This is a genomic window from Pseudoalteromonas sp. S1612 (genome assembly GCF_005887175.1).
Taxonomy (GTDB): Bacteria; Pseudomonadota; Gammaproteobacteria; order Enterobacterales; family Alteromonadaceae; genus Pseudoalteromonas; species Pseudoalteromonas undina.
This window is the reverse complement of the sequence record NZ_PNDH01000015.1, coordinates 72,460-94,471: the sequence shown is the minus strand read 5'-3', so window position 1 is coordinate 94,471 and position 22,012 is coordinate 72,460. Positions and strand designations below refer to the sequence as shown.

The 22,012-nt window shown below is 40.5% G+C and carries 18 protein-coding genes; 3 read left to right on the top strand and 15 right to left on the bottom strand.

Going from position 1 to position 22,012, the window contains the following annotated elements:
* Positions 1-35: 35 nt before the first annotated feature.
* From CWB78_RS06885 to CWB78_RS06820, 14 genes are all read right to left on the bottom strand, one after another.
* Positions 36-3,122, bottom strand: coding sequence for a ligand-binding sensor domain-containing diguanylate cyclase (locus CWB78_RS06885; RefSeq protein ID WP_054202204.1), 3,087 nt, complete (start codon positions 3,120-3,122; stop codon positions 36-38).
* A gap of 31 nt (positions 3,123-3,153) precedes the next feature.
* The gene (locus CWB78_RS06880; protein ID WP_008110211.1) at positions 3,154-3,639 is read right to left on the bottom strand and encodes a phosphatidylglycerophosphatase A family protein; all 486 of its coding nucleotides are present in this window, start codon (positions 3,637-3,639) and stop codon (positions 3,154-3,156) included.
* On the bottom strand, positions 3,636-4,610 hold the full coding sequence (thiL, locus tag CWB78_RS06875) for a thiamine-phosphate kinase (protein WP_010390938.1): 975 nt from the start codon (positions 4,608-4,610) through the stop codon (positions 3,636-3,638). Before thiL ends, CWB78_RS06880 begins: the two co-directional genes overlap by 4 nt.
* Before the next feature lie 88 nt (positions 4,611-4,698).
* Positions 4,699-5,109 (bottom strand): transcription antitermination factor NusB, encoded by a 411-nt coding sequence (gene nusB, locus CWB78_RS06870; RefSeq protein WP_010390936.1) that lies wholly within the window; start codon positions 5,107-5,109, stop codon positions 4,699-4,701.
* 15 nt (positions 5,110-5,124) lie between these two features.
* A complete protein-coding gene (ribH, locus tag CWB78_RS06865) occupies positions 5,125-5,589 on the bottom strand; it encodes a 6,7-dimethyl-8-ribityllumazine synthase (protein ID WP_008110216.1) in 465 nt (154 codons plus the stop codon).
* A 93-nt stretch (positions 5,590-5,682) separates the two neighbouring features.
* Entirely contained in the window at positions 5,683-6,795 is a 1,113-nt protein-coding gene (gene ribBA, locus CWB78_RS06860) for a bifunctional 3,4-dihydroxy-2-butanone-4-phosphate synthase/GTP cyclohydrolase II (protein WP_010390933.1), read from the bottom strand.
* Between the two features lie 28 nt (positions 6,796-6,823).
* Complete coding sequence (locus CWB78_RS06855) at positions 6,824-7,477, bottom strand: riboflavin synthase (protein WP_138594802.1); 654 nt, start codon at positions 7,475-7,477, stop codon at positions 6,824-6,826.
* A 24-nt stretch (positions 7,478-7,501) separates the two neighbouring features.
* A complete protein-coding gene (gene ribD, locus CWB78_RS06850) occupies positions 7,502-8,629 on the bottom strand; it encodes a bifunctional diaminohydroxyphosphoribosylaminopyrimidine deaminase/5-amino-6-(5-phosphoribosylamino)uracil reductase RibD (protein WP_138594800.1) in 1,128 nt (375 codons plus the stop codon).
* A gap of 2 nt (positions 8,630-8,631) precedes the next feature.
* Positions 8,632-9,081, bottom strand: a complete 450-nt coding sequence (gene nrdR, locus CWB78_RS06845; protein WP_010390928.1) for a transcriptional regulator NrdR — start codon at positions 9,079-9,081, stop codon at positions 8,632-8,634.
* A gap of 107 nt (positions 9,082-9,188) precedes the next feature.
* Positions 9,189-10,445: a serine hydroxymethyltransferase gene (gene glyA / locus CWB78_RS06840; RefSeq protein WP_054202208.1), complete on the bottom strand. Its 1,257-nt coding sequence runs from the start codon at positions 10,443-10,445 to the stop codon at positions 9,189-9,191.
* A gap of 268 nt (positions 10,446-10,713) precedes the next feature.
* Positions 10,714-11,997 carry a threonine synthase gene (gene thrC, locus CWB78_RS06835; RefSeq protein ID WP_138594798.1) on the bottom strand — a complete coding sequence of 428 codons (1,284 nt, stop codon included), beginning with the start codon at positions 11,995-11,997 and terminating at the stop codon, positions 10,714-10,716.
* An 11-nt stretch (positions 11,998-12,008) separates the two neighbouring features.
* Positions 12,009-12,944: a homoserine kinase gene (gene thrB, locus CWB78_RS06830; RefSeq protein WP_075170370.1), complete on the bottom strand. Its 936-nt coding sequence runs from the start codon at positions 12,942-12,944 to the stop codon at positions 12,009-12,011.
* Between the two features lie 9 nt (positions 12,945-12,953).
* Positions 12,954-15,371 (bottom strand): bifunctional aspartate kinase/homoserine dehydrogenase I, encoded by a 2,418-nt coding sequence (gene thrA, locus CWB78_RS06825; protein ID WP_138594796.1) that lies wholly within the window; start codon positions 15,369-15,371, stop codon positions 12,954-12,956.
* Positions 15,372-15,601: 230 nt separating this feature from the next.
* Positions 15,602-15,970 carry a response regulator gene (locus tag CWB78_RS06820; protein WP_010390921.1) on the bottom strand — a complete coding sequence of 123 codons (369 nt, stop codon included), beginning with the start codon at positions 15,968-15,970 and terminating at the stop codon, positions 15,602-15,604.
* A gap of 366 nt (positions 15,971-16,336) precedes the next feature.
* On the opposite strand from CWB78_RS06820, the gene CWB78_RS06815 reads away from it, so the two are divergent.
* The gene (locus CWB78_RS06815) at positions 16,337-18,103 is read left to right on the top strand and encodes a sensor histidine kinase (RefSeq protein WP_138594794.1); all 1,767 of its coding nucleotides are present in this window, start codon (positions 16,337-16,339) and stop codon (positions 18,101-18,103) included.
* A 63-nt stretch (positions 18,104-18,166) separates the two neighbouring features.
* Positions 18,167-19,078, top strand: coding sequence for a recombination-associated protein RdgC (gene rdgC / locus CWB78_RS06810; RefSeq protein WP_010390919.1), 912 nt, complete (start codon positions 18,167-18,169; stop codon positions 19,076-19,078).
* A 59-nt stretch (positions 19,079-19,137) separates the two neighbouring features.
* Here rdgC and CWB78_RS06805 read toward each other — a convergent pair whose 3' ends face one another.
* Positions 19,138-19,977, bottom strand: coding sequence for an HDOD domain-containing protein (locus tag CWB78_RS06805; RefSeq protein ID WP_010390918.1), 840 nt, complete (start codon positions 19,975-19,977; stop codon positions 19,138-19,140).
* A 281-nt stretch (positions 19,978-20,258) separates the two neighbouring features.
* Between CWB78_RS06805 and CWB78_RS06800 the strand changes: the two genes are divergently transcribed.
* On the top strand, positions 20,259-21,959 hold the full coding sequence (locus CWB78_RS06800) for a DUF8614 domain-containing protein (RefSeq protein ID WP_055012822.1): 1,701 nt from the start codon (positions 20,259-20,261) through the stop codon (positions 21,957-21,959).
* Positions 21,960-22,012 lie beyond the last annotated feature (53 nt).

Here is a 22,012-nt window from a genome sequence, read left to right as displayed (position 1 = left end):
CCTTTGGCTCCTTTTTTGTTGCTCACTTATAATCTCTAGCGCATCCATACCTTAATATCGGCTAAGCCATTACTTTGTAACAAACCAATTTGCTGTTCAACATTGGGGTTTTGCTCAAACTCAAATGCGTCTAGTTGCTCGTCAAAAGTAATATTAGCGACGCCATCGCCGCCGCGTTTTTTAACTTGATGTAACGCGATGTCAGCTAAATTAATCGATGTTTCCCAACTAATAACTTGCCCACCTAACAGGGGTAGCGGATAGAAAGACCAACCCACTGACGCTGTTATATTGGTTGTTTCACCGTTAGGAAGCTGAAAAGTATAATCGGCAATAGCTTGGCATAATTCAGATACATAGCTGTCGATTAAATTACACTTAAAATCGCGCAACAACAGTAAAAACTCATCACCACTCCAACGGGCAACATAATCAGAACCTTGAGTACGCGAGTTAAGTAACGCCGCTACTTGTTGTAAACAACTATCTCCAGCAATAGGACCATAAGCATCGTTAATGCGGCTAAAGTTATCTAGATTAATAATTAACAACACCAAAGATTTACCTTGAGCCTGCAATGACTGCGAGTTCCGCTGAAAATGCTCAATATCTTTTGGTAGTTGATCAAACAAGAAACGACGACTTCTCAGCCCAGTTAGCTCATCAGAGTGACTAACAAGTTTAAGCTGAGAATTTACTTGGTTTAATTTATCATTCGCTTGGCGAAGCTCTAGGGTTCGTTCAGTAATAAGCCCTTCGAGTACTTGTTGCTTGCGTCGCTCTTGAACTTTAAAGACCCAAAACACTAAATAAAACAGCAACACAAAACCACTGGTGATCAGTAACCTAAAGTAGATAGTTTCACCAAATCGCTCTGGAACAATAAACGCATATTCTGCTGATTGCGCTTTACCCCAATCCTCACCTTGGCGTTTAGTTTCTAATTCAAATAAAAACATACCGGCGGGTAAATTTGTATAAATTGCTTCTCTGCGGGTATTTGCATAGCGCCAATCGTTATCAAGTCCATTGAGTTTATATCTAAACTCAATACTTGCCGGAGCGTAATAATCAATCGCGGTATAGGTAAGTGTCACATCACGCTCATCGGTCTCAAGAACTGGTTTTTCGCCTAAAGCAGCTGCTGCGAGCTTTCGTGATGGCGTCGTTAAGGTTTCTATAGTTGGTTTAAGTGAGCGTAATCCAAATAACTCTACGTCTTTAGGAATTTCTACAACGCCTTGCAAACTGGGATACCAAATAGAGTTATCCATATCAACCACCGCATCATGGCCTAAACCATTACAGCATTGGCTGGCTTTACCATCGAGCTGACGGTCAAATGAAGAGATCACTTCTTCTACTTTTAGGCTTTCGATGTTGGCTTTAAATTGCTCAACAGGCATACGGTAAACCCCTTTCATGGTGCTTACCCAAATTCGCTTTGAGGTGTCATCGTATTCTAAGCTGAATATAGAACCATATGGCAGTCCATTGGCGGCGTCTAGTTGCTGCCATTGCCCTTGTCCACTGCGATAAAACAAACCATCATTCAACGAACCAATTAAAATACCTACGCCTTTAATGTGTAAAATGCTAGTAACGTACGCACTTTCTAAGGTGGTTTGGTCACCTATTTTTTCTATCCCGCGTTCAGTAAAGTAATACGCGCCTTTACTGGTACCAATCACGCCAAAATTTGGTTTATCTAGAACATAAGTAACAAACTTACTACCTAAGAACGCATTGTACGCAAAAGGGTTTAAGCCATTATAATTTAGACGATATAACCCTCGTCCGGTGCCTACCCAAAAGCCGCCTTTAGTTGAAGTGCTAATTGCAAAAACAGGGTTATCGCTCAAAGCACGAGCAGGGAAACTATATAAGGTATTCGACTCATAGAAAAACAAGCCTCTGCCAGTAGCAACATAAAGGCGATCGCCATCAAATTGCAGGTCATGTACCGAGGCATTTCCATACTTGGCACTATTGATAACATTGATAAAGGTTTTATCGGCATCAAAATAACCAATGCCACTTTTATTGGCAATCCATAATTTACCATCAGGTGATTTACTAATCGCCATCACCGCTTCGGTCATTTTAGAAATGGCTGAATGGCGCTCTATTCGCCCTTCGTGAGCAAGCCATAACCCTTCACTAAAACTCGCTAGCCATATGTTATTTTCATCATCTCTAAATATATCGGCAAACCAAATACTCTGATCTAATTGGCTGGGTTCAACCCACTGCCAATCATTAGATTTAGCTCTAAATAATAAACGTCCATAGGTTGATATCCACAAGCCGCCATTACCATCGCTCATAAACTTATACACAGCTGAGTTATTAGCATTGGGAAGTGGAAACGGACGTAGCTCGTCATCTAAATCTAAAAAATAAGCCCCTAACTCAGAAGCTAGGTACAAATTACCATTTAAAAACGATAGATCGTGAACAATGGTTTGCGCTAAACGATCAGGCAGAGCCACTTTAGCAGTTAGTTCTAAGCGTAATTTAGAAAAGTCAGACGAGCTTTGCGTTAAACGTAATAAATTACGGTCGTTAACCAGCCAAATTCCCTCAGGTGAAAGCGCCATTTTACTGACCGATCCCACAATTTGAGTGATAGCTGTGGCGTTTACAATAGGACTAGGGTTATTTAGTTGGTCGCGCAGTTCTATTTGGCCTCTGTCTATATAATAGAGCCCATTAGCTGCTATCCAGATACTGCCTTGAGAATCTTCAAGAATATCTCTTACAGGGCCTTTAATATTAAACTCTTGTGCGGTTAGCTTTTCAGGGTCAATGACCACAAGGCCATTTTTAGTGCCTACCCACAATAATCCTTCGCCATCGATCAATAATTTATTAATACCATTGCTGGGTAAAAATAGACTATTTTGGGTATTATAATTAGTGAAGGTATTGCCATCAAAACGGCTTAATCCAAATTGAGTGCCAAGCCACATATAGCCTTGGTTATCTTGTACTACACTTTTTAGGGATTGTGAGGGTAAGCCGTCTTTGATATTCCATTGTTTAACTACGTAATCAGTAATTGAAGCCGTACTTGGCATGGCACATAGCATAAGTACACAAACCAATAAAAATCGCATCATAGTGCTGCCACCTAGTTAAACAAATAATAAATTAAAAGGGTAGTAAACCTACTTTTATCAATGCTTGCAAACAAATAAGCGAAAAAATACCTGCAAGTACATCATCGGCCATAATACCAAACCCACCATGGGCACGTTTATCGAGTATGCGAATCGGCCCTGGCTTTGCTATATCAAAAAAGCGAAACAGTAAAAAGCCAACCAGTAATGTTTGCCAGTTAAGTGCTGCGCCAATCATAGTAATATAGTAACCAGCAACTTCGTCCCAAACAATTGCGGGATGATCATGTACTTGAAGGTCATCGGCTGTTTTTCCACATGCCCAAATACCAAAGATACTTATGACTACTGCAAATACAATTTGTAACCATAGCGGAAAATGCATGGTAATAAAAATAAACGGTAATGCTGCCAATGTGCCAAATGTACCAGGTGCTTTTGGTGCAAGCCCAGTACCAAAACCCAAGCCAAAAAATTGATGTGGGCGTTTTAAATTAAATAATCGGTTTTTATTCAAACCTGCTCCTTGGAAAAGTGCTCAAAACCTTTATGTTCAAAAGCAAACTTCTCACCTTGGTGTAATAACTCTATATTGCCGTCACCACTTTTTATTTGCCCAATACAGCTTGCCTCTACACCGTATTGGCGCAGCTTAATATCTAGCATACTCTTGTTACTATCAGCAACGGTATACAATAACTCGTAGTCATCGCCATAGTTAAGAACAAAAGGAAGTCGCTGCTCAAAATCAAGACTCGCTTGCATGGCATCTGAGGTGGGGACATTTTCAATATTAATGGTGGCACTAACTTGTGATAAATTTAGCACATGCCCTAAGTCGGCTAGTAACCCATCGGAAATATCAATGGCCGACGATGCCAAGCCTCGTAACGCTTGCCCAGCAGCTACACGTGGCGTGGGGAAATTTAAACGTTTATTAATATCTTTTAAGTGTTCAGGTGCAATCGATAAGCCTTGTTTTTTCGATTCAATCGCCAACCCAGCATCACCAAGCGGACCGGTTACAAAAATCCAATCCCCCACTTTTGCACCACTTCTACGTAATGCTGTGCCTTCAGGAACTGTACCTTTTGCACAAATAGTAATACTAAGTGGACCTTGAGTGGTATCACCACCAATGATCTGAACGTTAAAGTACTCAGCAATTTCATGCATGCCATCAGTCAGCTCAGCAATCCATTGTGGATCGATACTAGGTAACGTAAGTGCAACCGACACCCAAGTAGGCTCTGCGCCCATGGCAGCTAAATCACTTAAATTAACAGCAAGAGCTCGATGCCCTAATGCGCGAGGGGAGATATCATGAAAAAAATGCACCCCAGCAACTAAGGTATCTGTGGTTACAGCAAGCTGACAGTTCGCTGGAACTGTGACAAGCGCACAGTCATCTCCAATCCCTAAATTAACATCGCGACGAGTAATGCCACGACCTTTAAAGTAACGATTAATTAATTCAAATTCCTTCATACACAAAAAAGCCGGCCTATGCCGGCTCTCCTTTTTAACGGTTATTTATAACAACTCATCTGATGATAAAAATCAGCTAAAGTTGTTATTACTTGCGTAACTGTTTTACAGCTTTATCAAGTACACCGTTTACAAATTTATGGCTATCTTCAGCGCCAAACATTTTAGCTAATTCAATACTTTCATTGATAGCCACTTTGTAAGGAACGTCTTCACGAAATTTAAGCTCGTAGCTGCTTAAACGTAAGATTGCACGTTCAACTTCGTCTAATTCATCAAATGGACGAGTTAAATGAGGCGATACAGCTTCGTCTAGTTGCTTGTGGTTTACTGCAACTCCACGCGCTAAATCTTTAAAATATTCAACATCAATTTTAGTCACATCGTTTTCGATCAACATTTGTTGTTCGATATCGGCAATTGCATTGCCGCTTAATTGCCATGAATACACGGCTTGAAGTGCTAAGATACGTGCTTTACGTCTTGCTGCTGGTTTCACAAAAATTCCTTAAACTTAAATTTTATCTAACACATTAACCATTTCAAGCGCACCTAAAGCAGCTTCGCCGCCTTTGTTACCCATTTTGGTACCTGCGCGCTCAATTGCTTGCTCAATGCTTTCAGTGGTTAATACGCCAAATGCAACCGGGATATCATACTCAAGTGATACTTGTGCAAGCCCTTTATTTGACTCGCCAGCGACGAGATCAAAGTGAGGCGTGCCCCCTCTGATCACTACACCTAAGGCGATAATTGCATCATATTCTTTTTTTGCTGCAACGCGTTTCGCTGCTAAAGGTAATTCAACCGCACCTGGTACGTAAATTACGGTAATATCATCTTCTGATACTCCACCAGTACGTTTTAGCTCATCAACAGCACCTGCAAGCAAGCTACTACCAATAAAGTCATTGAAACGAGAAATGACAATGGCAAACTTTTTGCCTGGAGCGTATTTATTACCTTCAATAATTTTCATTTGATAACCCTAAAAATAAGTTTAAGCGATTTCGGTTGCGCAAAAATTGCTGCGCATTATACCACATAAATAAAATAATAGCCTAGCGTGTAATTATTGTGGCTCTACGTAATCAACAACTTCTAAATGGAAGCCTGATAATGCATGATATTTTTTCGGTAAACTCATCAAACGCATTTTTTGGATACCTAAATCAGCCAAAATTTGCGAGCCTACACCTACGGTACGTGAAGTACCTTGGAATTTGCGTGGCGTTACACTCTCGCCAGCATCAGCTGCAGCGAATGCTTTAACAGTCGCTTCTAATTCGTCAGTGCTTTCTTGCTTACCTAAGATGACTAAAGCGCCATTATGCTCAGCTATATACGCCATTGCTTGCGATAATCCCCAACTACGATCAGCATTACGATCAGAGAGTAAAATATCGTTAAAGGTACTTTGTAAGTGCACTCGCACTAACGTTGGTTCTTGTTGTTTTATTTCACCTTTAAGCAATGCATAGTGCAACTGCCCGTCAATGGTGTCTTTGTAAGTTACTAAGTCAAATTCGCCATGCTCAGTTGGCAATTTACATTTTGCAACTTGCTCAATAGTGGTTTCATTTAAGTTACGGTATTCGATTAAATCAGCAATGGTGCCAATTTTAATATCATGTTGCTTAGCAAATACTTCTAAATCAGGGCGGCGCGCCATGGTGCCATCTTCATTTAGAATTTCTACAATCACTGATGACGGCTCAAGCCCCGCTAAACGCGCTAAATCACAGCCAGCTTCAGTGTGCCCTGCGCGCGTCAATACGCCGCCAGGTTGCGCCATAATAGGGAAAATATGCCCAGGCTGTACAATATCACTTGGTACTGCGCCTTTAGCAATGGCAGCTTGAACAGTACGAGCACGATCCGCTGCAGAAATCCCCGTCGTAACCCCTTTTGATGCTTCAATAGACATAGTAAAGTTGGTCGAGAATGCAGCACCGTTATTTTTAACCATCAGCGGTAAATCAAGTTGCGAGCAACGCTCTTGGGTCATGGTTAAACAAATTAACCCACGGCCATGAGTCGCCATAAAGTTAATTGCTTCTGCACTTATGTGCTCAGCAGCAATAATTAAATCGCCTTCATTTTCTCTGTCTTCATCGTCCATTAAAATAACCATTTTACCGGCTTTAATGTCATCTATTATTTCTTGTGCGCTGTTTAAATTCATAAGTTGCTCGTATAAGTTGTCAATATCGTTATTTTATAAAGCCCGCTTTAGCGAGTAAGCTCATCGAAATATCTGAACCAGTAGGATGCTCAGCTCCCTTTACAAGGCGCTCTAAATAACGTGCTATTTGGTCGACCTCTAGATTCACTTTGGTACCGACTTGAAAATCGGCTATGGTCGTTTGCCCGCTGGTGTGGGGCACAATTGTCAGTTTAAATTTATTACCTTCAACTGCATTGACCGTTAAGCTAATACCATCAATACACACAGACCCTTTATAAGGAATGTATTTCATTAAATTTTCGTCGGTGGCTAACCAATATTCTGTTGCTCGCGCATTGGTATTAATTGCTGTGATAGTGGCAATACCATCAACATGACCAGACACTAAATGCCCCCCTAGGCGCGATACAGGTTGCATCGCCTTTTCTAAGTTAACTGTTTGCCCTAAAGCGTAATGTGCAAACCCTGTTAAGCTAATCGTTTCATTTGATAAGTCAGCACTAAAGCCATCTACATGCTTATCAACGACCGTGAGGCACACACCATTGGTTGCAATACTGTCACCTAACTTAACATCACTCATATCAAGGTTTTTACTTTGGATACGAATAGCTAAATCACCTTGTTTTTTTTGTAATAACGCAATTTTACCTGTCGCTTCAACTATTCCAGTAAACATAGTGCTACTCTTTATATAAAATGATTAATGAGCTTTTTTTAGTGCTGTGATACGTAAATCATCACCGATTGGCACACACTCATTAAAAGTTAAATTAATGGTATTTTGCATACTCATTAACTCTGGGAAATTTAGTAAACTTTTAGCATCGCTGCCCATTAATTTAGGAGCAATGTAAAAAACAAACTCATCAATTAAATCAAGTTCTGTCATTTTACCGGCCAGTGTTGCTCCGGCCTCTAGCCACACATTATTAAACTGCAATTGGGCAAGCGTGTTTAACACGGCCAGTAAATCTACTTTATTATTATTTTCAGGTACTTCAATCTGTTTAACAAAATGAGGCCACTGATGCGATTTATCAACCTTGGTGGTAAATATTATCACCTCACTTTGAATTGAAAATAAGGCAAGATCAGGGGTAAGTCTATTTTGTGAGTCAATAACAACGCGAACCGGTTGGCGCAGTGGTAAATCAGTTGGTAAAGAATACGGTAACTCTTCTGGGCGCACATTTAATTTTGCATCATCCATTAATACCGTATCGGCACCGGTTAAAATTGCACAGCTTTGTGCTCGGTATAGTTGCACATCTTGGCGCGCTGCGGGGCCAGTTATCCATTTACTTTGCCCGTTTTTAAGCGCCGTTTTACCATCTATACTGGCGGCCATTTTGCAAGTCACAAAGGGTAATCCCTGCTCCATGCGCTTAAAAAACCCAAGGTTTAATGCGCGAGCTTGCTCTTCAAGTAATCCGTGAGCAACTTCTATACCAGCATCCGCTAAAATTTTCAGACCTTTGCCTGCAACTTGCGGGTTGCTGTCAACCATAGCAGCAATCACTTTTTTCACACCCGCGGCCTTTAGCCCTTCAGCGCAAGGCGGTGTGCGACCATAATGACTGCAAGGCTCTAGGGTTACATAAGCGGTTGCGCCTTTGGCATTTTCGCCAGCCATAGCCAGTGCGTTTACCTCAGCGTGACCTTGACCCGCTAACTGATGAAACCCTTCACCTATTACTTTATTATTCTTTACGAGTACGCAGCCAACATTAGGATTAGGAGTGGTGGTAAAGCGCCCTTTTTTTGCCAGTTCAATAGCGCGAGCCATGTAGCGTTTATCATCCTCTGAAAACGAACTTTGCATGCTCATTACTACTCTCCTAAGCGGGCTATTTCTTCACCAAATTCGCGTATATCTTCAAACGAGCGATACACTGAGGCAAATCTTACATAGGCCACTTTATCTAACTTTTTAAGCGCTTCCATAATGCACTCACCCACCAAATGGCTAGACACTTCGCGTTCGCCAGTGGCGCGTAACTGCGACTTAATAATATTAACCACTTCATCAACTTGCTCTGTGCTTACGGGGCGTTTTTCGAGGGCGCGAGTTAAGCCATTTAGTAACTTATCTTCATTGAACGGTTCGCGGCTGCCATCTTGCTTGATGACCCGTGGCATCACTAATTCAGCCCCTTCAAAGGTGGTAAATCGTTCGTGGCATTCATTACATTCACGACGTCTACGTACTTGGTGTCCCCCGCCGACAAGGCGAGAATCAATAACTTTAGTATCTTTGGCGGTGCAAAATGGGCAATGCATAACTGTGTGTTTCCGTTTTAAAAACAAAAAATGGCCGCTATCATAGCGGCCATTATCATAACAAAAATGTGTGCAGTTGTGATCTAAATTACTATTTTACTCTTGGATTAAGCGTAAACAGGTAATTTTGCACAAATTGCTTTCACTTTTTCTTTTACTTGCGTTTGTACTGACTCATCTTCGATGTTGTCTAGCACGTCACAGATCCAGCCAGCTAACTCTTTTGACTCTGCTTCTTTAAAGCCGCGACGAGTGATTGCTGGTGAACCAATACGCAAACCAGAAGTAACAAATGGTGAACGAGGATCGTTCGGTACTGAGTTTTTGTTAACCGTGATATTCGCATTACCTAGGGCAGCATCTGCATCTTTACCTGTGATATCTTTATCGATTAAATCAAGTAAGAATAAGTGGTTGTCAGTTTTACCTGATACTACTTTGTAGCCGCGCTCTTGTAATACTGCAACCATTGCTTGAGCATTTTTAACAACTTGAGCTTGGTATGTTTTAAATTCAGGTTGAAGTGCTTCTTTAAATGCCACCGCTTTAGCAGCAATAACATGACATAAAGGACCACCTTGGCCACCTGGGAAAACAGCGCTGTTTAGCTTTTTATAAATATCTTCATCGCCACACGCAGAAATGATTAAACCACCGCGAGGGCCGGCTAATGTTTTATGTGTTGTGGTTGTTACAACGTGAGCAAATGGCACAGGGCTTGGGTAAACACCCGCAGCAATTAACCCTGCAACGTGCGCCATATCAACAAATAAGTATGCACCTACTTTGTCTGCAATTTCACGGAACTTAGCCCAATCAACAATACCTGAATAAGCAGAAAAACCCGCAATAATCATTTTTGGTTTGTGCTCAAGTGCTAACGCTTCAACTTGTGCGTAATCAATTTCGCCAGTTTCTTCGTTAAGGCCATACTGAATTGCGTTGTATGTTTTACCTGAGAAGTTTACGTGTGAGCCATGTGTTAAGTGACCACCGTGCGCTAGGCTCATACCTAAAACAGTATCAAGTGGGCTTAATAGTGCTTGGAAAACAGCGGCATTCGCTTGTGAACCCGCATGTGGTTGCACGTTTGCGTAATCTGTACCAAATAATTCATTTGCGCGGTCAATCGCTAACTGCTCAACCACATCAACGTGCTCACAGCCACCGTAGTAACGTTTGCCCGGGTAGCCTTCAGCATATTTGTTAGTAAGTTGAGAACCCTGCGCTTCTAGTACGCGTGGGCTACAGTAGTTTTCAGATGCAATTAACTCAATGTGCTCTTCTTGACGTGATGTTTCTTTGCTCATCGCGTCAAATAACTCTGGATCAAAGTCCGAAATATTCATGCTACGTTCTAACATTGGGGTCTCCTGGGCAACGTGTATGGGTATTTTTTACAGGCTTTATTGTACGCTTAAAACGACTCTTTGCCTACGCTCTTAAGTTGAGGATATTTAAACAGGGATTGAAACTATTTCACAGCATTTTGATGATGATATTTTTTTATAAACTAATAACAATTTTAAATGAATTTGATTTATTACATTTATTTAGCTTATGCGTTATATCTAAAGCGATGTATAAACAAACAAAAAAAGCGGCATGAGCCGCTTTTCTTAATGTGTTATTTTAACCTAGCTTAGCAAATAGTTCGCTGCGTAAATCGTCGTAATCATTGTGCATATCAATGGCTAAACATGGTTTTGCAAGCGCATCTGCTAGCGGTTTTGGCATGGCTATTTCGGTATTTAGTACCTCTTCAACGCTTTCTTTAAATTTAGCTGGGTGTGCAGTCGCTAAAAAGATACCTGCTGCATCTGTTGCTTTATTTTCAACAAGCCCTTGGTAGGCAATCGCGGTATGAGGCTCTGCAATATAGCCAAGCTGTTGAATTTTTTTCATCACTGATTTTGTGTTTTGCTCATCCACACTAACAGAATAAAAATTGTCATAACTAAACCAGTTATTATCTAGCATAGTTTGTACTCGCGGCCAGTTATTAGGTTTACTGACATCCATAGCATTAGACAGTGACTCAATAGTGGCATTGGGCGTCCACTGTTTATCAAGCATATAACGTGGCACAGTATCATTTTGGTTTGTAGTCGCGCTTAGTTTACCTACAGGCATACCAATAACAGCACCAATCATAGCTGCACACACATTACCAAAATTACCACTGGGTACTGAAATATGCGCTGTAGCACGCTTTTCTTTTGGCAACTGTGCAATGGCCTCAAAGTAATAACAAACTTGCGCAACTAAGCGGCTAATATTGATTGAATTTGCTGAATTTAAACCAAGTTTTGCTTTTAACTCTTCATCTAAAAATGATTTCTTCACCAACTCCTGGCAATCATCAAAACTGCCTTCAATCGCGTAACAATGAATATTGTCACCGAGAGTAGTAAATAGCTTTTGCTGAGCGAGTGAAATTTTGCCCTTAGGGTATAAAATAACCACATCAATATTTGGCTTATTATAAAAAGCATGCGCGACAGCGGCACCGGTATCACCGGATGTTGCAGTTAAAATAGTGACTTTTTCGCCTTGATTAAATTGCGCTAAGCACTCGGCCATAAAACGGCCACCAAAATCTTTAAATGCCAGTGTTGGGCCATGGAATAACTCTAAGCAATAGGTATTGTCTTCAACTTCCACCAGCTTAACCGGAAAGTTAAACGCATTCTTAACCATCTGGGCAACAGTATCACTTGGTAGCTCGTCACCAATAAGGTGCGATAAAATTTTGCCGCTACGAGTTACAAAGTCCATATCGAGTAACGCATCAATATCGCTAAGTGGCGCTAACGACTCTGGGAAAAACACCCCTTGATTACGCCCCAGGCCTGTTTTTACAGCTTCAACAAACGACACTTTTTGTGAATATTCTTTTAAATTATGTAATTGCATGACTCTTGATCCTATAAAACATTTAATTGACGCGTGCCGTCGTTATCTAATTTACAAATATGGCAAAAACCTTGCTCGTTGATGTAATTTTCCTCTAGCCACTGCGCGCATTGCTCTGCCGCTTCAAGCGTTTTACATACACTAAACAAGGTCGGCCCTGCGCCTGAAATACTCACAACTTCAGCACCGAGTTCTGGCAAACTAAGTTTGGCTTGATCAAAACCATTTATTAGTGGCGCACGATGTGGTTCAGCAATATTGTCTTGCATAATACAAAGCGCCTCATCAAAACGTGAAGTCAGTAATAAACTGCTAAAAGCCGATAATCGCTGCGCAAACTCAACCCCCGCATGCATACTTAGCTCTTTTGGTAAAACAGAGCGTGCCTTTGCGGTATTGAGCGAAAAGCCAGGAAATGCGGCAACGTAATACCAGTTTTCATCAACAGGTAACGCTATTGATTTATTTGGAATTAAGTCGCCCGTTAATTGTAAGCCACCAAGATAACAAGGAGTGATATTGTCATAATGACGTCCACCGCTTACCAAGCCCTCAAAATCGGCCATTAGCTCTATTAACTCAACTTGGCTTAAATTAGTTTGAGAAAACTTATCCAGCGCTGCAAATGCCGCAACAACAGAGCAAGCACTTGAGCCTAACCCAGACCCTATAGGCAGGTTTTTCTTCAACTCTAATTTTACGGCTGGCATATTCGGTGCTACATGTGTACGAAAATGCACTAAACATTGATACGCTAAGTTTTCATTCGCATCGCTTGGGAGTTTATGGGCGTATTCGCCACTACAAATAAACTCATCACGAGGCGCTTCACATATAGTAACCACATCCCCCAGCAAGCTGCCATCAATCGGGGCTAACGCCGCACCGAGGGAGTCAAAACCAACCGTAAAATTACCAATGGAGGCTGGCGCATAAACTTCAATCATAACCGCCCCCTAGCGTGATAGTGTTTTAAGAATATCGGCAAATACACCCGCAGCTGTTACTGCAGAGCCTGCGCCATAACCACGGATAACAAACGGACGTGGTTGGTAGTATTGGCTTAAAATAGCCAGCGCATTTTCACCATCACGAATTACACTTAATGCATGTGATGAATCTACCGCTTCAATACCTACTTTACAGTGGCCATTTTTAATTGTGCCTACATAGCGAAGTACTTTACCTTCACTCGCTGCACTTTGAATACGGTCGTTAAAGTCAGCATCCAGACTTGGTAGCTTTGCCATAAACTCATCAACATTGTCACCTTGGGCGAAGCCTTGTGGTAGTACAGACTCCACTTCTATGTCGCTAAGCTCCAATTTCATACCTGCTTCGCGGGCAATGATAAGTAGTTTACGTGCTACGTCTGTTCCCGATAAGTCATCGCGAGGATCGGGTTCAGTAAAGCCACTTTCTTTCGCTTTAATTGTTGCTTCAGAGAGTGATAAACCATCTTCAAGGGCACCAAACATGTACGAAAGTGAGCCAGATAAAATACCACTAAATTCAAGTAATTCATCGCCAGCACCAAAGAGTGATTGCAAGTTATCAATTACAGGCAAACCCGCACCTACGTTAGTTTCGTATAAAAATTTACGGTTATTTTTATGCGTTGCTGCAATTAAGTCTTGGTAATAAGTATATGAACTAGTCGTCGCTTTTTTGTTAGCGGCCACAACGTGGAAACCCGCATTTAAAAAATCGACGTATTGCGAAGCCAAGGCATCTGATGAAGTACAATCAACTAGCACAGGGTTAACCAAGTGATTTTGCTTAACAAACTGTTCTACTAATTTTAAATCAAATGCTTGCTCTGATTGCGTTAGTTTTTGTTGCCAATCATCAAAAGCAATGCCTTCACCATCAAGGTGTAATTGACGAGAATTAGCCACACCGTATAGGTTTAATTTAATATTACGCTTTTCAAGCCATGCTTGTTGACGTTCAAGCTGGTTTATTAGCTCTTGACCGACTAAGCCACATCCCAATAAAAACACATCGATTGAAGGCACATGAGTGAAAAAGTTTTCATGACAGATTTTAACCGCGTCATTACACAACTCACCATCAATAACCGCAGAAATAGCGCTTTCAGTTGAATCTTGCGCTATGGCAACAATGTTTACTTGTGCTTGAGCAAGCGATGCAAAAAACTTAGCAGCTAAGCCTTTATGTGCGCGCATGTTATCGCCCACTAGCGTTACAATTGCTAAATTACGTTGCACATTTACCGGCTCAATTAAGCCTGCTTTTGACTCTAAGTCAAAGGCCACTTGCAACGCATTCAACGCTAGATTTAAATCACTTTCATGAACACAAAAACTGATGCTAAATTCACATGATGATTGAGTGATCAGTACGATTGACACGTTATCATGCGCTAATGCATTAAATACTTTCGATGCCATGCCCACTTTGCCCTTCATACCAGGGCCCGAAACGGTCAACATAGCTAAGTTTTGTAGGCTTGAGAGTGCTTTTACTGGTTCATCAGATACCGTATCGTTACTAATTAGTGAGCCTTGCGCATCTGGGTTATGAGTGTTTTTAATTTCGCATGGCACTCCAGCTTTTGCACACGGTAGGATAGTTTTAGGGTGCAACACTTTAGCGCCAAAATAAGAAAGCTCCATCGCCTCTTTGTAAGATAGGAAATCAACCTTAGTAGCTTTTTTGATATAACGCGGATCGGCGCTGTATACACCATCAACGTCAGTCCATATTTGGCACACTTGCGCCTCTAAACACGCTGCAGCAATCGCCGCTGAATAATCAGAGCCATTTCGACCAAGTGTTGTGAGCTCACCTTTATTATTACTTGCAGTAAAGCCAGGCATAATGTAAACCGTTGCTGGCGACTCTTTTAGTACCGCTTGAAAACGGGCTTTACTGGCGACTAAATCGGCTTCAGCGTCTATGTGTCCACCCGTTGAAACAATACAGTCTGTTGCTTGTAAATAATGCGCGTTATGATCGGCTAGTAGGCTTTGCATTAGCGATACGCTAACACGTTCACCAAAGCTAATAATAAAAGCCCTGATTTTATCTGGGCAACACTTAATTAGTGCAACCCCATCAAGCTTATTTTTCAATTCGTTAAAGTCCGGCCAGTTTTGAACTGTTCCTTGTCTTTCCTCTACAGCCGCTTTTAAAGCATTGCAGCGGGTAACAAGTGCATCCCACAACGGGTTGAAATCCTGCCCCTGCTCTGCGGCACTAGCCAACGCAACAAGCGAATCTGTCATACCGCCAGGCGCTGAAAGCACCAGTAACATTTCATCTTTTAATTGTGCCTTAGCTAGAGCAGCTACTTGCTCTAAGCAGGCAAAGTCAGCGAGCGATGAGCCACCAAATTTTAAAACGCGCATTTTTTATGTTTCCTCATTCCATAAAACGAAAAAAGGCCTGTGTTCTAAGTGAACACAGGCCTTTAAATTTGTTGCACCGACCTATGCCACTATCCAGTAAGAATGGTGGTTGTAATAATAATGGTCGTTACAAGACTAAATGTTTTCATAAGCTTAAGACTGCCTTAACAAAGGCTATTCTGTCAACCCTAAATTAGAAGATAAAACAGTCTTTTTCATCATGAATTTTATTAATAAATGCCAAACTTATGCAAAACGTCGTTAAGTTGTATTTTATTAATCGGTTTATGAATGAAATCAATTGCACCAAGTTGCGCTACCCGCTCTCGCATTTTTTGTTGAATGTCAGCAGAAATTACCAATACATAAGTTTCTATTTTATTTGCTTTAACTTGCTCAAGTACTTCAATACCATCCACTTCAGGCATGGTTAAATCGAGGCATAGAAGATCAAACTGCCCATGATGCAACTGCTCCAAGGCTTCCTTACCATTTTTTGCCTGTTGAATATCGGCATCTATGCACTCATTTAAACAGCGGACCACTTGTTTACGAGCAACGGTTGAGTCATCACAGACTAAAATAGAAAAACGCACCATAATGACTATTTAATTAAACTCATATAAAACACCTAAACCCACGCTAAAATCAATTTGCTTGCTCAGTCAGCAAAAAATAAAGAGTATAACCAACATAACTAGCGAGCAGGTTATTTACTGTATCTTTTACTAACGTTATCAATAAAATGCATGAATGCACAATACAAATTAGCAAAATAACTCTACCTAATTTACAAACAAGCTGGCTAACACACTACGCTTTATTGTTAAGTTCATGAGGGAATCCTTATTTAAGAGCCTAAAATAACAATATAATAAAATATATGTTTATTTTTAATGATTTATTAACTAATGTTTATAAGCGTACATTAACAGCTGAATAACTAAAGGAAATACAAGTCCCTCATGCCGCAAAAAAGTCTCTCAACAAAGTTACTCACACGAGTTTTATCAGTTTACTTTATACTGACTTTTGTGGTGACCTGCGGACAAATCTTCGCAGAGTATGTTAATACCAAAGATTACATACGCGATGAGCTCGGCACACTGCAAAAAACATTTGGTAGAAGTTTAACCCGAGCAATTTGGGAGCTAAATATAAAGCAAACCACAACAACCGCAGAAGGATTACTTGATATACCTATGGTTGAAGGAGTTATTATCCGTGATGATAACGGCGCTATTATTTCTCAATTAGGCCGTGCACTAAACATTCATAATCTTTACAGCCAGCAACTTGTCCAAGAAGACGTCATGGTAGAGGATACTAAAGCCGGCTTGTTTGGCTATACATTTCCGCTTATTTTTGAATTTTCAGGCCGTGCCACTCAGGTAGGCGATGTGACTTTATTTTCTAGCCGCGACGTGATCTTTAGCCGCATCATGCTCTCTATTTACTTTTTAATTGGCAACGCCATGATTAAAACCACCTTTTTAATCATCTTGTTTTTAATCGCATTTAGAAAGCTATTAACTGAGCCGCTCACACAACTCACTGAGCAAATTGAATATCTTGAATTAGAAGAGCTCGATGGCCAGCACGTTAAAATTGTCACTGATGAAAATAACGAACTGAAAGTAATGGAACGCTCTTTTAACAATTTGATCTCTAAAGTTGTTGAGTATAAAAAAGAGTTAAAACAAACCCAGAATGACCTAATCGAAAGTAATCAAAAACTAGATCAACAAAACTTACAGCTTGAACAGGATGTTGCGCGAAAAACATCAAACCTAAGCCAAGCTATGATCGATCTGCAGCAACAAAAATATGAACTCGAACGCCAAAAAGCAGTATTAACAGAAGAAGTTGACCTACGAAAGCAAACAGAGCAAGAGCTGCTAAGTAAACAAACCCAACTACAAAACTCACTCGATGAACTAAGCTTTGCGCAAGAGCAACTTGTTGGCTCAGAAAAAATGGCAGTATTAGGTGGTTTAGTCGCTGGTATCACTCATGAAATTAATACCCCTATTGGTATTGGCGTAACCGCGACCTCATTTTTGCAAGAGCGCTTAACTGAAATAGAAACTGCATTTAAAAATAAATCGCTATCTTCCTCGGCACTGGAAGGCTTTATTAATGATGCAGCACAAAGCGCTCAGCTACTCTCTCACAATTTAGAGCGTGCCTCAGACTTAATCACCAGCTTTAAACAAATTGCTGTTGATCAAGCCAGTGAGGCGCTAAGAACCATTAACTTTAAAGATTACATCAATGAAGTTATACGTTCTTTACATCCGCAAATTAAAAAAACATCCCACAGTATTCGCCTGCACTGCCCGGATGATTTAATTATTAATTTACCTGCTGGGGTGATCAGCCAAATATTTACTAACTTAATTATGAATTCATTAGTGCATGGCTTTGAAAATATAAATAGTGGTCAAATCACCATAGATGTAAATACCGATGAAAACGACTTAGTTATTAATTATCAAGATAATGGTATCGGTTTAAAACCAGCTCAACTTAAGCGTTTATTTGACCCATTCTTCACCACAAAGCGTGATGAAGGTGGCAGTGGCCTAGGTGCTCACATTATTTTTAACCTCGTAAAACAAACACTCAATGGCAAAATTGAAGTCAGTAGCGAACCTAACCAAGGGTTACATTACCGAATTTCGTTCCCTAAAAATATGTCATCCCCCCTGCCACTTTTTAAACTCGATTAGCCGTTTCTAGAAGCGGCTTTTATTGCTATGATTGCACAAATTTTTTAAATGGATCATTTCCCTATGTGGTTTAGTAACCTTATATGCTATCGCTTTAAACAAGACGTTTCGTACACTCAAGAAGACTTTGACAAGGCGTTAGAACAAGATCTATTTCGTCCATGTACTGGCCAAGAGTTGGCAACATTTGGCTGGACAAAAGCATTTGGTAAACATGGTGAAACTTTGTCTCACTTTTCACAAAAAAGCATTTTAGTCTGCGCCAAGCGTGAAGAGAAAGTGTTACCGGCATCTGTAATAAATGAGCTTGTTGCAGAGAAGGTTGATCAGATTGAAGCTGAAGAAAATCGACCAGTAAAGAAAAAAGAAAAAGATGAATTAAAAGAAAACATCTTGCACACGCTACTGCCACAAGCATTTAAAAAGTCGAGCCTACAGTTTGCGTTCATAGACCAGGAAAATGGTTGGGTTGTAGTTAATAGCGCAAGCTTTAATAAAGCGGAAGAGCTTCTGGCGTTACTACGTAAATCATTAGGTACGCTACCCGTTGTTCCTGCGTTTGCTAACTATGATTTAGATGTATTTTTAACTGACTGGCTTACTAATTTTAGTACTCCAGAGGGCTTCGCTATAGGCTCTGATGCTGAGCTTGAAGAAGCGGATGACAGTGGAGCCCAAGTTAAGCTTAAAGGCCATGACTTAGCGTGTGACGAAGTAAAATCGCACCTTGAAAGTGGTAAACGCGTAACTAAGCTTGCCTTGGATTGGCAAGAACGCGTTAAGTTTATGCTACAAAACGATGGTTCAATTAAACGTTTAAGCTATAGCGAAACACTTAAAGAAGAAAATGCCGATATTCCTAAAGAAGATATGGCGGTTAAACTAGACGCTGACTTTATTCTTGCATCTGAGGAAATAAAACAGCTTCTTGAAGAGCTTACTCAAGGCTTAGGTGATGCAGACGATTTAGCGTAAAAGCTTTATTAAACAAATAAAAAGCACGATTAGTATCGTGCTTTTTATTGTTCAAAAATTTAGCTAAACATTTCTTTTACGTCTTCAACCATATGCAAGTATTCCTCACTCTCTAACATTTCTAATGAAGGAAAAATGCCTTTATCAATATAAGTTTGTAGCGCCGCAGATTTATCTGATACTTGTAGGGTTCCCTCAAGGATTGCACCAATGCGAATAAAGTCGATATAACTCACTTCAGTAGAGCGATAGTTAACATCAGCCCAGTGCTGTGCAACCTCTACAAACACATCAGGGAATTCCCATGCTTTCATTATTGAGCCACCAATTTTACCGCTTAAACGCTGAATTGCATGCGCTAAAAAACTCGGATTGGCAAACACTTCTGGATGTCGCTCAGCTTCAGTTAAAATCGGTAATACCCCAATATTATAAACCAATGAAGCTAGTGTAATGGCATCACGGTTAAGCGAAGTGTGAGTATTTCTTTTTAAGTAAAACTCCATCAATGAAATAGAATGCGAGGCCACATGCAGCGTTTTTTGCCACGCCTTGCCCATGTATCCCTTTATTAGCTCATTATTAGATACAAACAGCTGCTCCATTGCCATGGCTGTAGCTATATTTTTTATTTGCCTTAAGCCAATACGTGTCACTGCTTGATGTAAGTTAGACACCTTTACAGCACGACCCATAATGGCACTATTTGCTACTTTAATCATTCGCGCAGACAGTGCTGGGTCATGTGCTATTGCATCTGACATTTGCATCAAATTTACATCTGGATTGTCAGCGGCTTGACGAACCTTAATCGCTACCTCTGGTAACGTAGGTAACACCAGTGTGTCGTTGTTAATTCTGTCAACCAAAATTGTGAGTAAGGCATTTTCTGTAGACATAAAATATCCCTTTGCTTAATGACCTACACTTTACAGCAAGTCTTATATTATTAATTATTTCAAAGCTTAGCAGTACTAAACATATACCCAAAGTAGAAAAAATTGTAGATAATTATTGATTATTTACTAGTGCCTCACTGATTTATGCGCACTAACGCCTAATACTTGCTATTTGCTAGTGGGTTTTGCTTTAATGCAAACATGCTAAGGCACATTAACACGCTTCAGTACCTTAACTTACAGTATACAAGTTATAAAATAGACTTTTTAAAGGCAATATAATGATCTTAAATAAAATTAGCCAAGCAATACTGCTCTCTGGCATCGTTTTTCTTAGTGCCTGCTCTGAGCAAGCACCGTCTTCAAGTAATACGCCGCAAAGCTCAGCGCCAACGGCTTCTCAAACGCCTTCTGGGCCAGCGCTTGTTAATATTGACCGTCAACGCTTAGACATATATACAGACTTTAGTTTACAAAGTGACTTATCACACTTGTCTGACAATCAAAAAGCTATGGTAGCTAAACTTATTGATGCTTCAAAAATTATGGATGATTTATTCTGGAAGCAAGCATTTGGTAAAGATAAGCAAGACTTTTTAGCACAACTAGATGATGAAAAAGTACGTCAGTTTGCTGATATTAACTATGGCCCATGGGATCGCTTAAACGGCGATGAAGTATTCTTATCAGGCTATAAAGAAAAGCCGCTTGGTGCAGGCTTTTACCCAGCCGACATCACCAAAGAAGAGCTTAATAACGCTGATGTAAAAGATAAAACAGGGCTTTACTCACTGATTAAACGTGATGAACTAGGCAACTTATACAGCACTCCTTATTCAGAAGAATATGCCGTAGAGCTTGCTCAAGCTGCTGAGTTACTTAGAGAAGCCAGCAAGCTAGCCGACGACAAAGAATTCGCCAACTACCTAAACTTACGAGCTGACGCAATACAAAGCGATGACTTCCAAGCCTCTGACTTCGCTTGGATGGATATGAAAAATAATCCAATTGATGTGGTTATTGGCCCAATTGAAAACTACGAAGACCAATTATTTGGTTACCGTGCTGCCTATGAATCGTATGTACTAATTAAAGATTTAAAATGGAGCGAACGCCTGGCTAAATTTGCTGCCTTTTTACCTGAGCTGCAAAAAGGCTTACCTGTCGATAGCAAATACAAGCAAGAAGTACCAGGATCAGATGCTGACTTAAATGCCTATGATGTTGTTTATTATGCTGGGCACTCAAATGCTGGCAGTAAAACCATTGCAATTAACTTGCCCAATGATGAGCAGGTGCAATTAGAAAAAGGCACTCGTCGTTTACAGCTTAAAAACGCAATGCGTGCGAAGTTTGATAAAATTTTAGTGCCTATCTCAGAGCAGTTAATTGTGCCAGAGCAACGCAAACACATTACCTTTGATGCATTTTTTGCCAATACCATGTTCCATGAAGTGGCTCACGGTTTAGGGATTAAAAACACCTTAACGGGTAAAGGTACCGTTCGCCAATCACTTCAAGAACACGCTAGTGCTTTAGAAGAAGGTAAAGCCGATATTCTTGGTTTATACATGGTTGAACAGTTACTTAAAAAAGGTGAGATCACTGAAGGGACTTTAGAAGATTACTACACCACCTTTATGGCGGGTATTTTCCGCTCAGTACGTTTCGGTGCCTCAAGTGCACATGGTAAAGCAAACATGATCCGCTTTAACTTTTTTGCTCAAGAAGGTGCTTTTTCCAAAAATGAAGATGGGCTATACAGCATCAACATGGATAAAATGGGTGATGCCATGGCAAAATTATCGCGCCTTATTTTAACTCTACAAGGTGACGGTGATTACGAAAAAGTAGATCAACTCATTGCCACTCATGGCGATATTAAAGCGGAACTTGCTAAAGACTTAGAAAAGTTAAGCAAAGCGAACATCCCTGTAGATGTGACCTTTAAACAAGGTAAAGATGTGCTTGGCCTTGATTAACAAAAGCTAATTAAATAAAAAGCGTTACATTGTAACGCTTTTTTATTACTTAT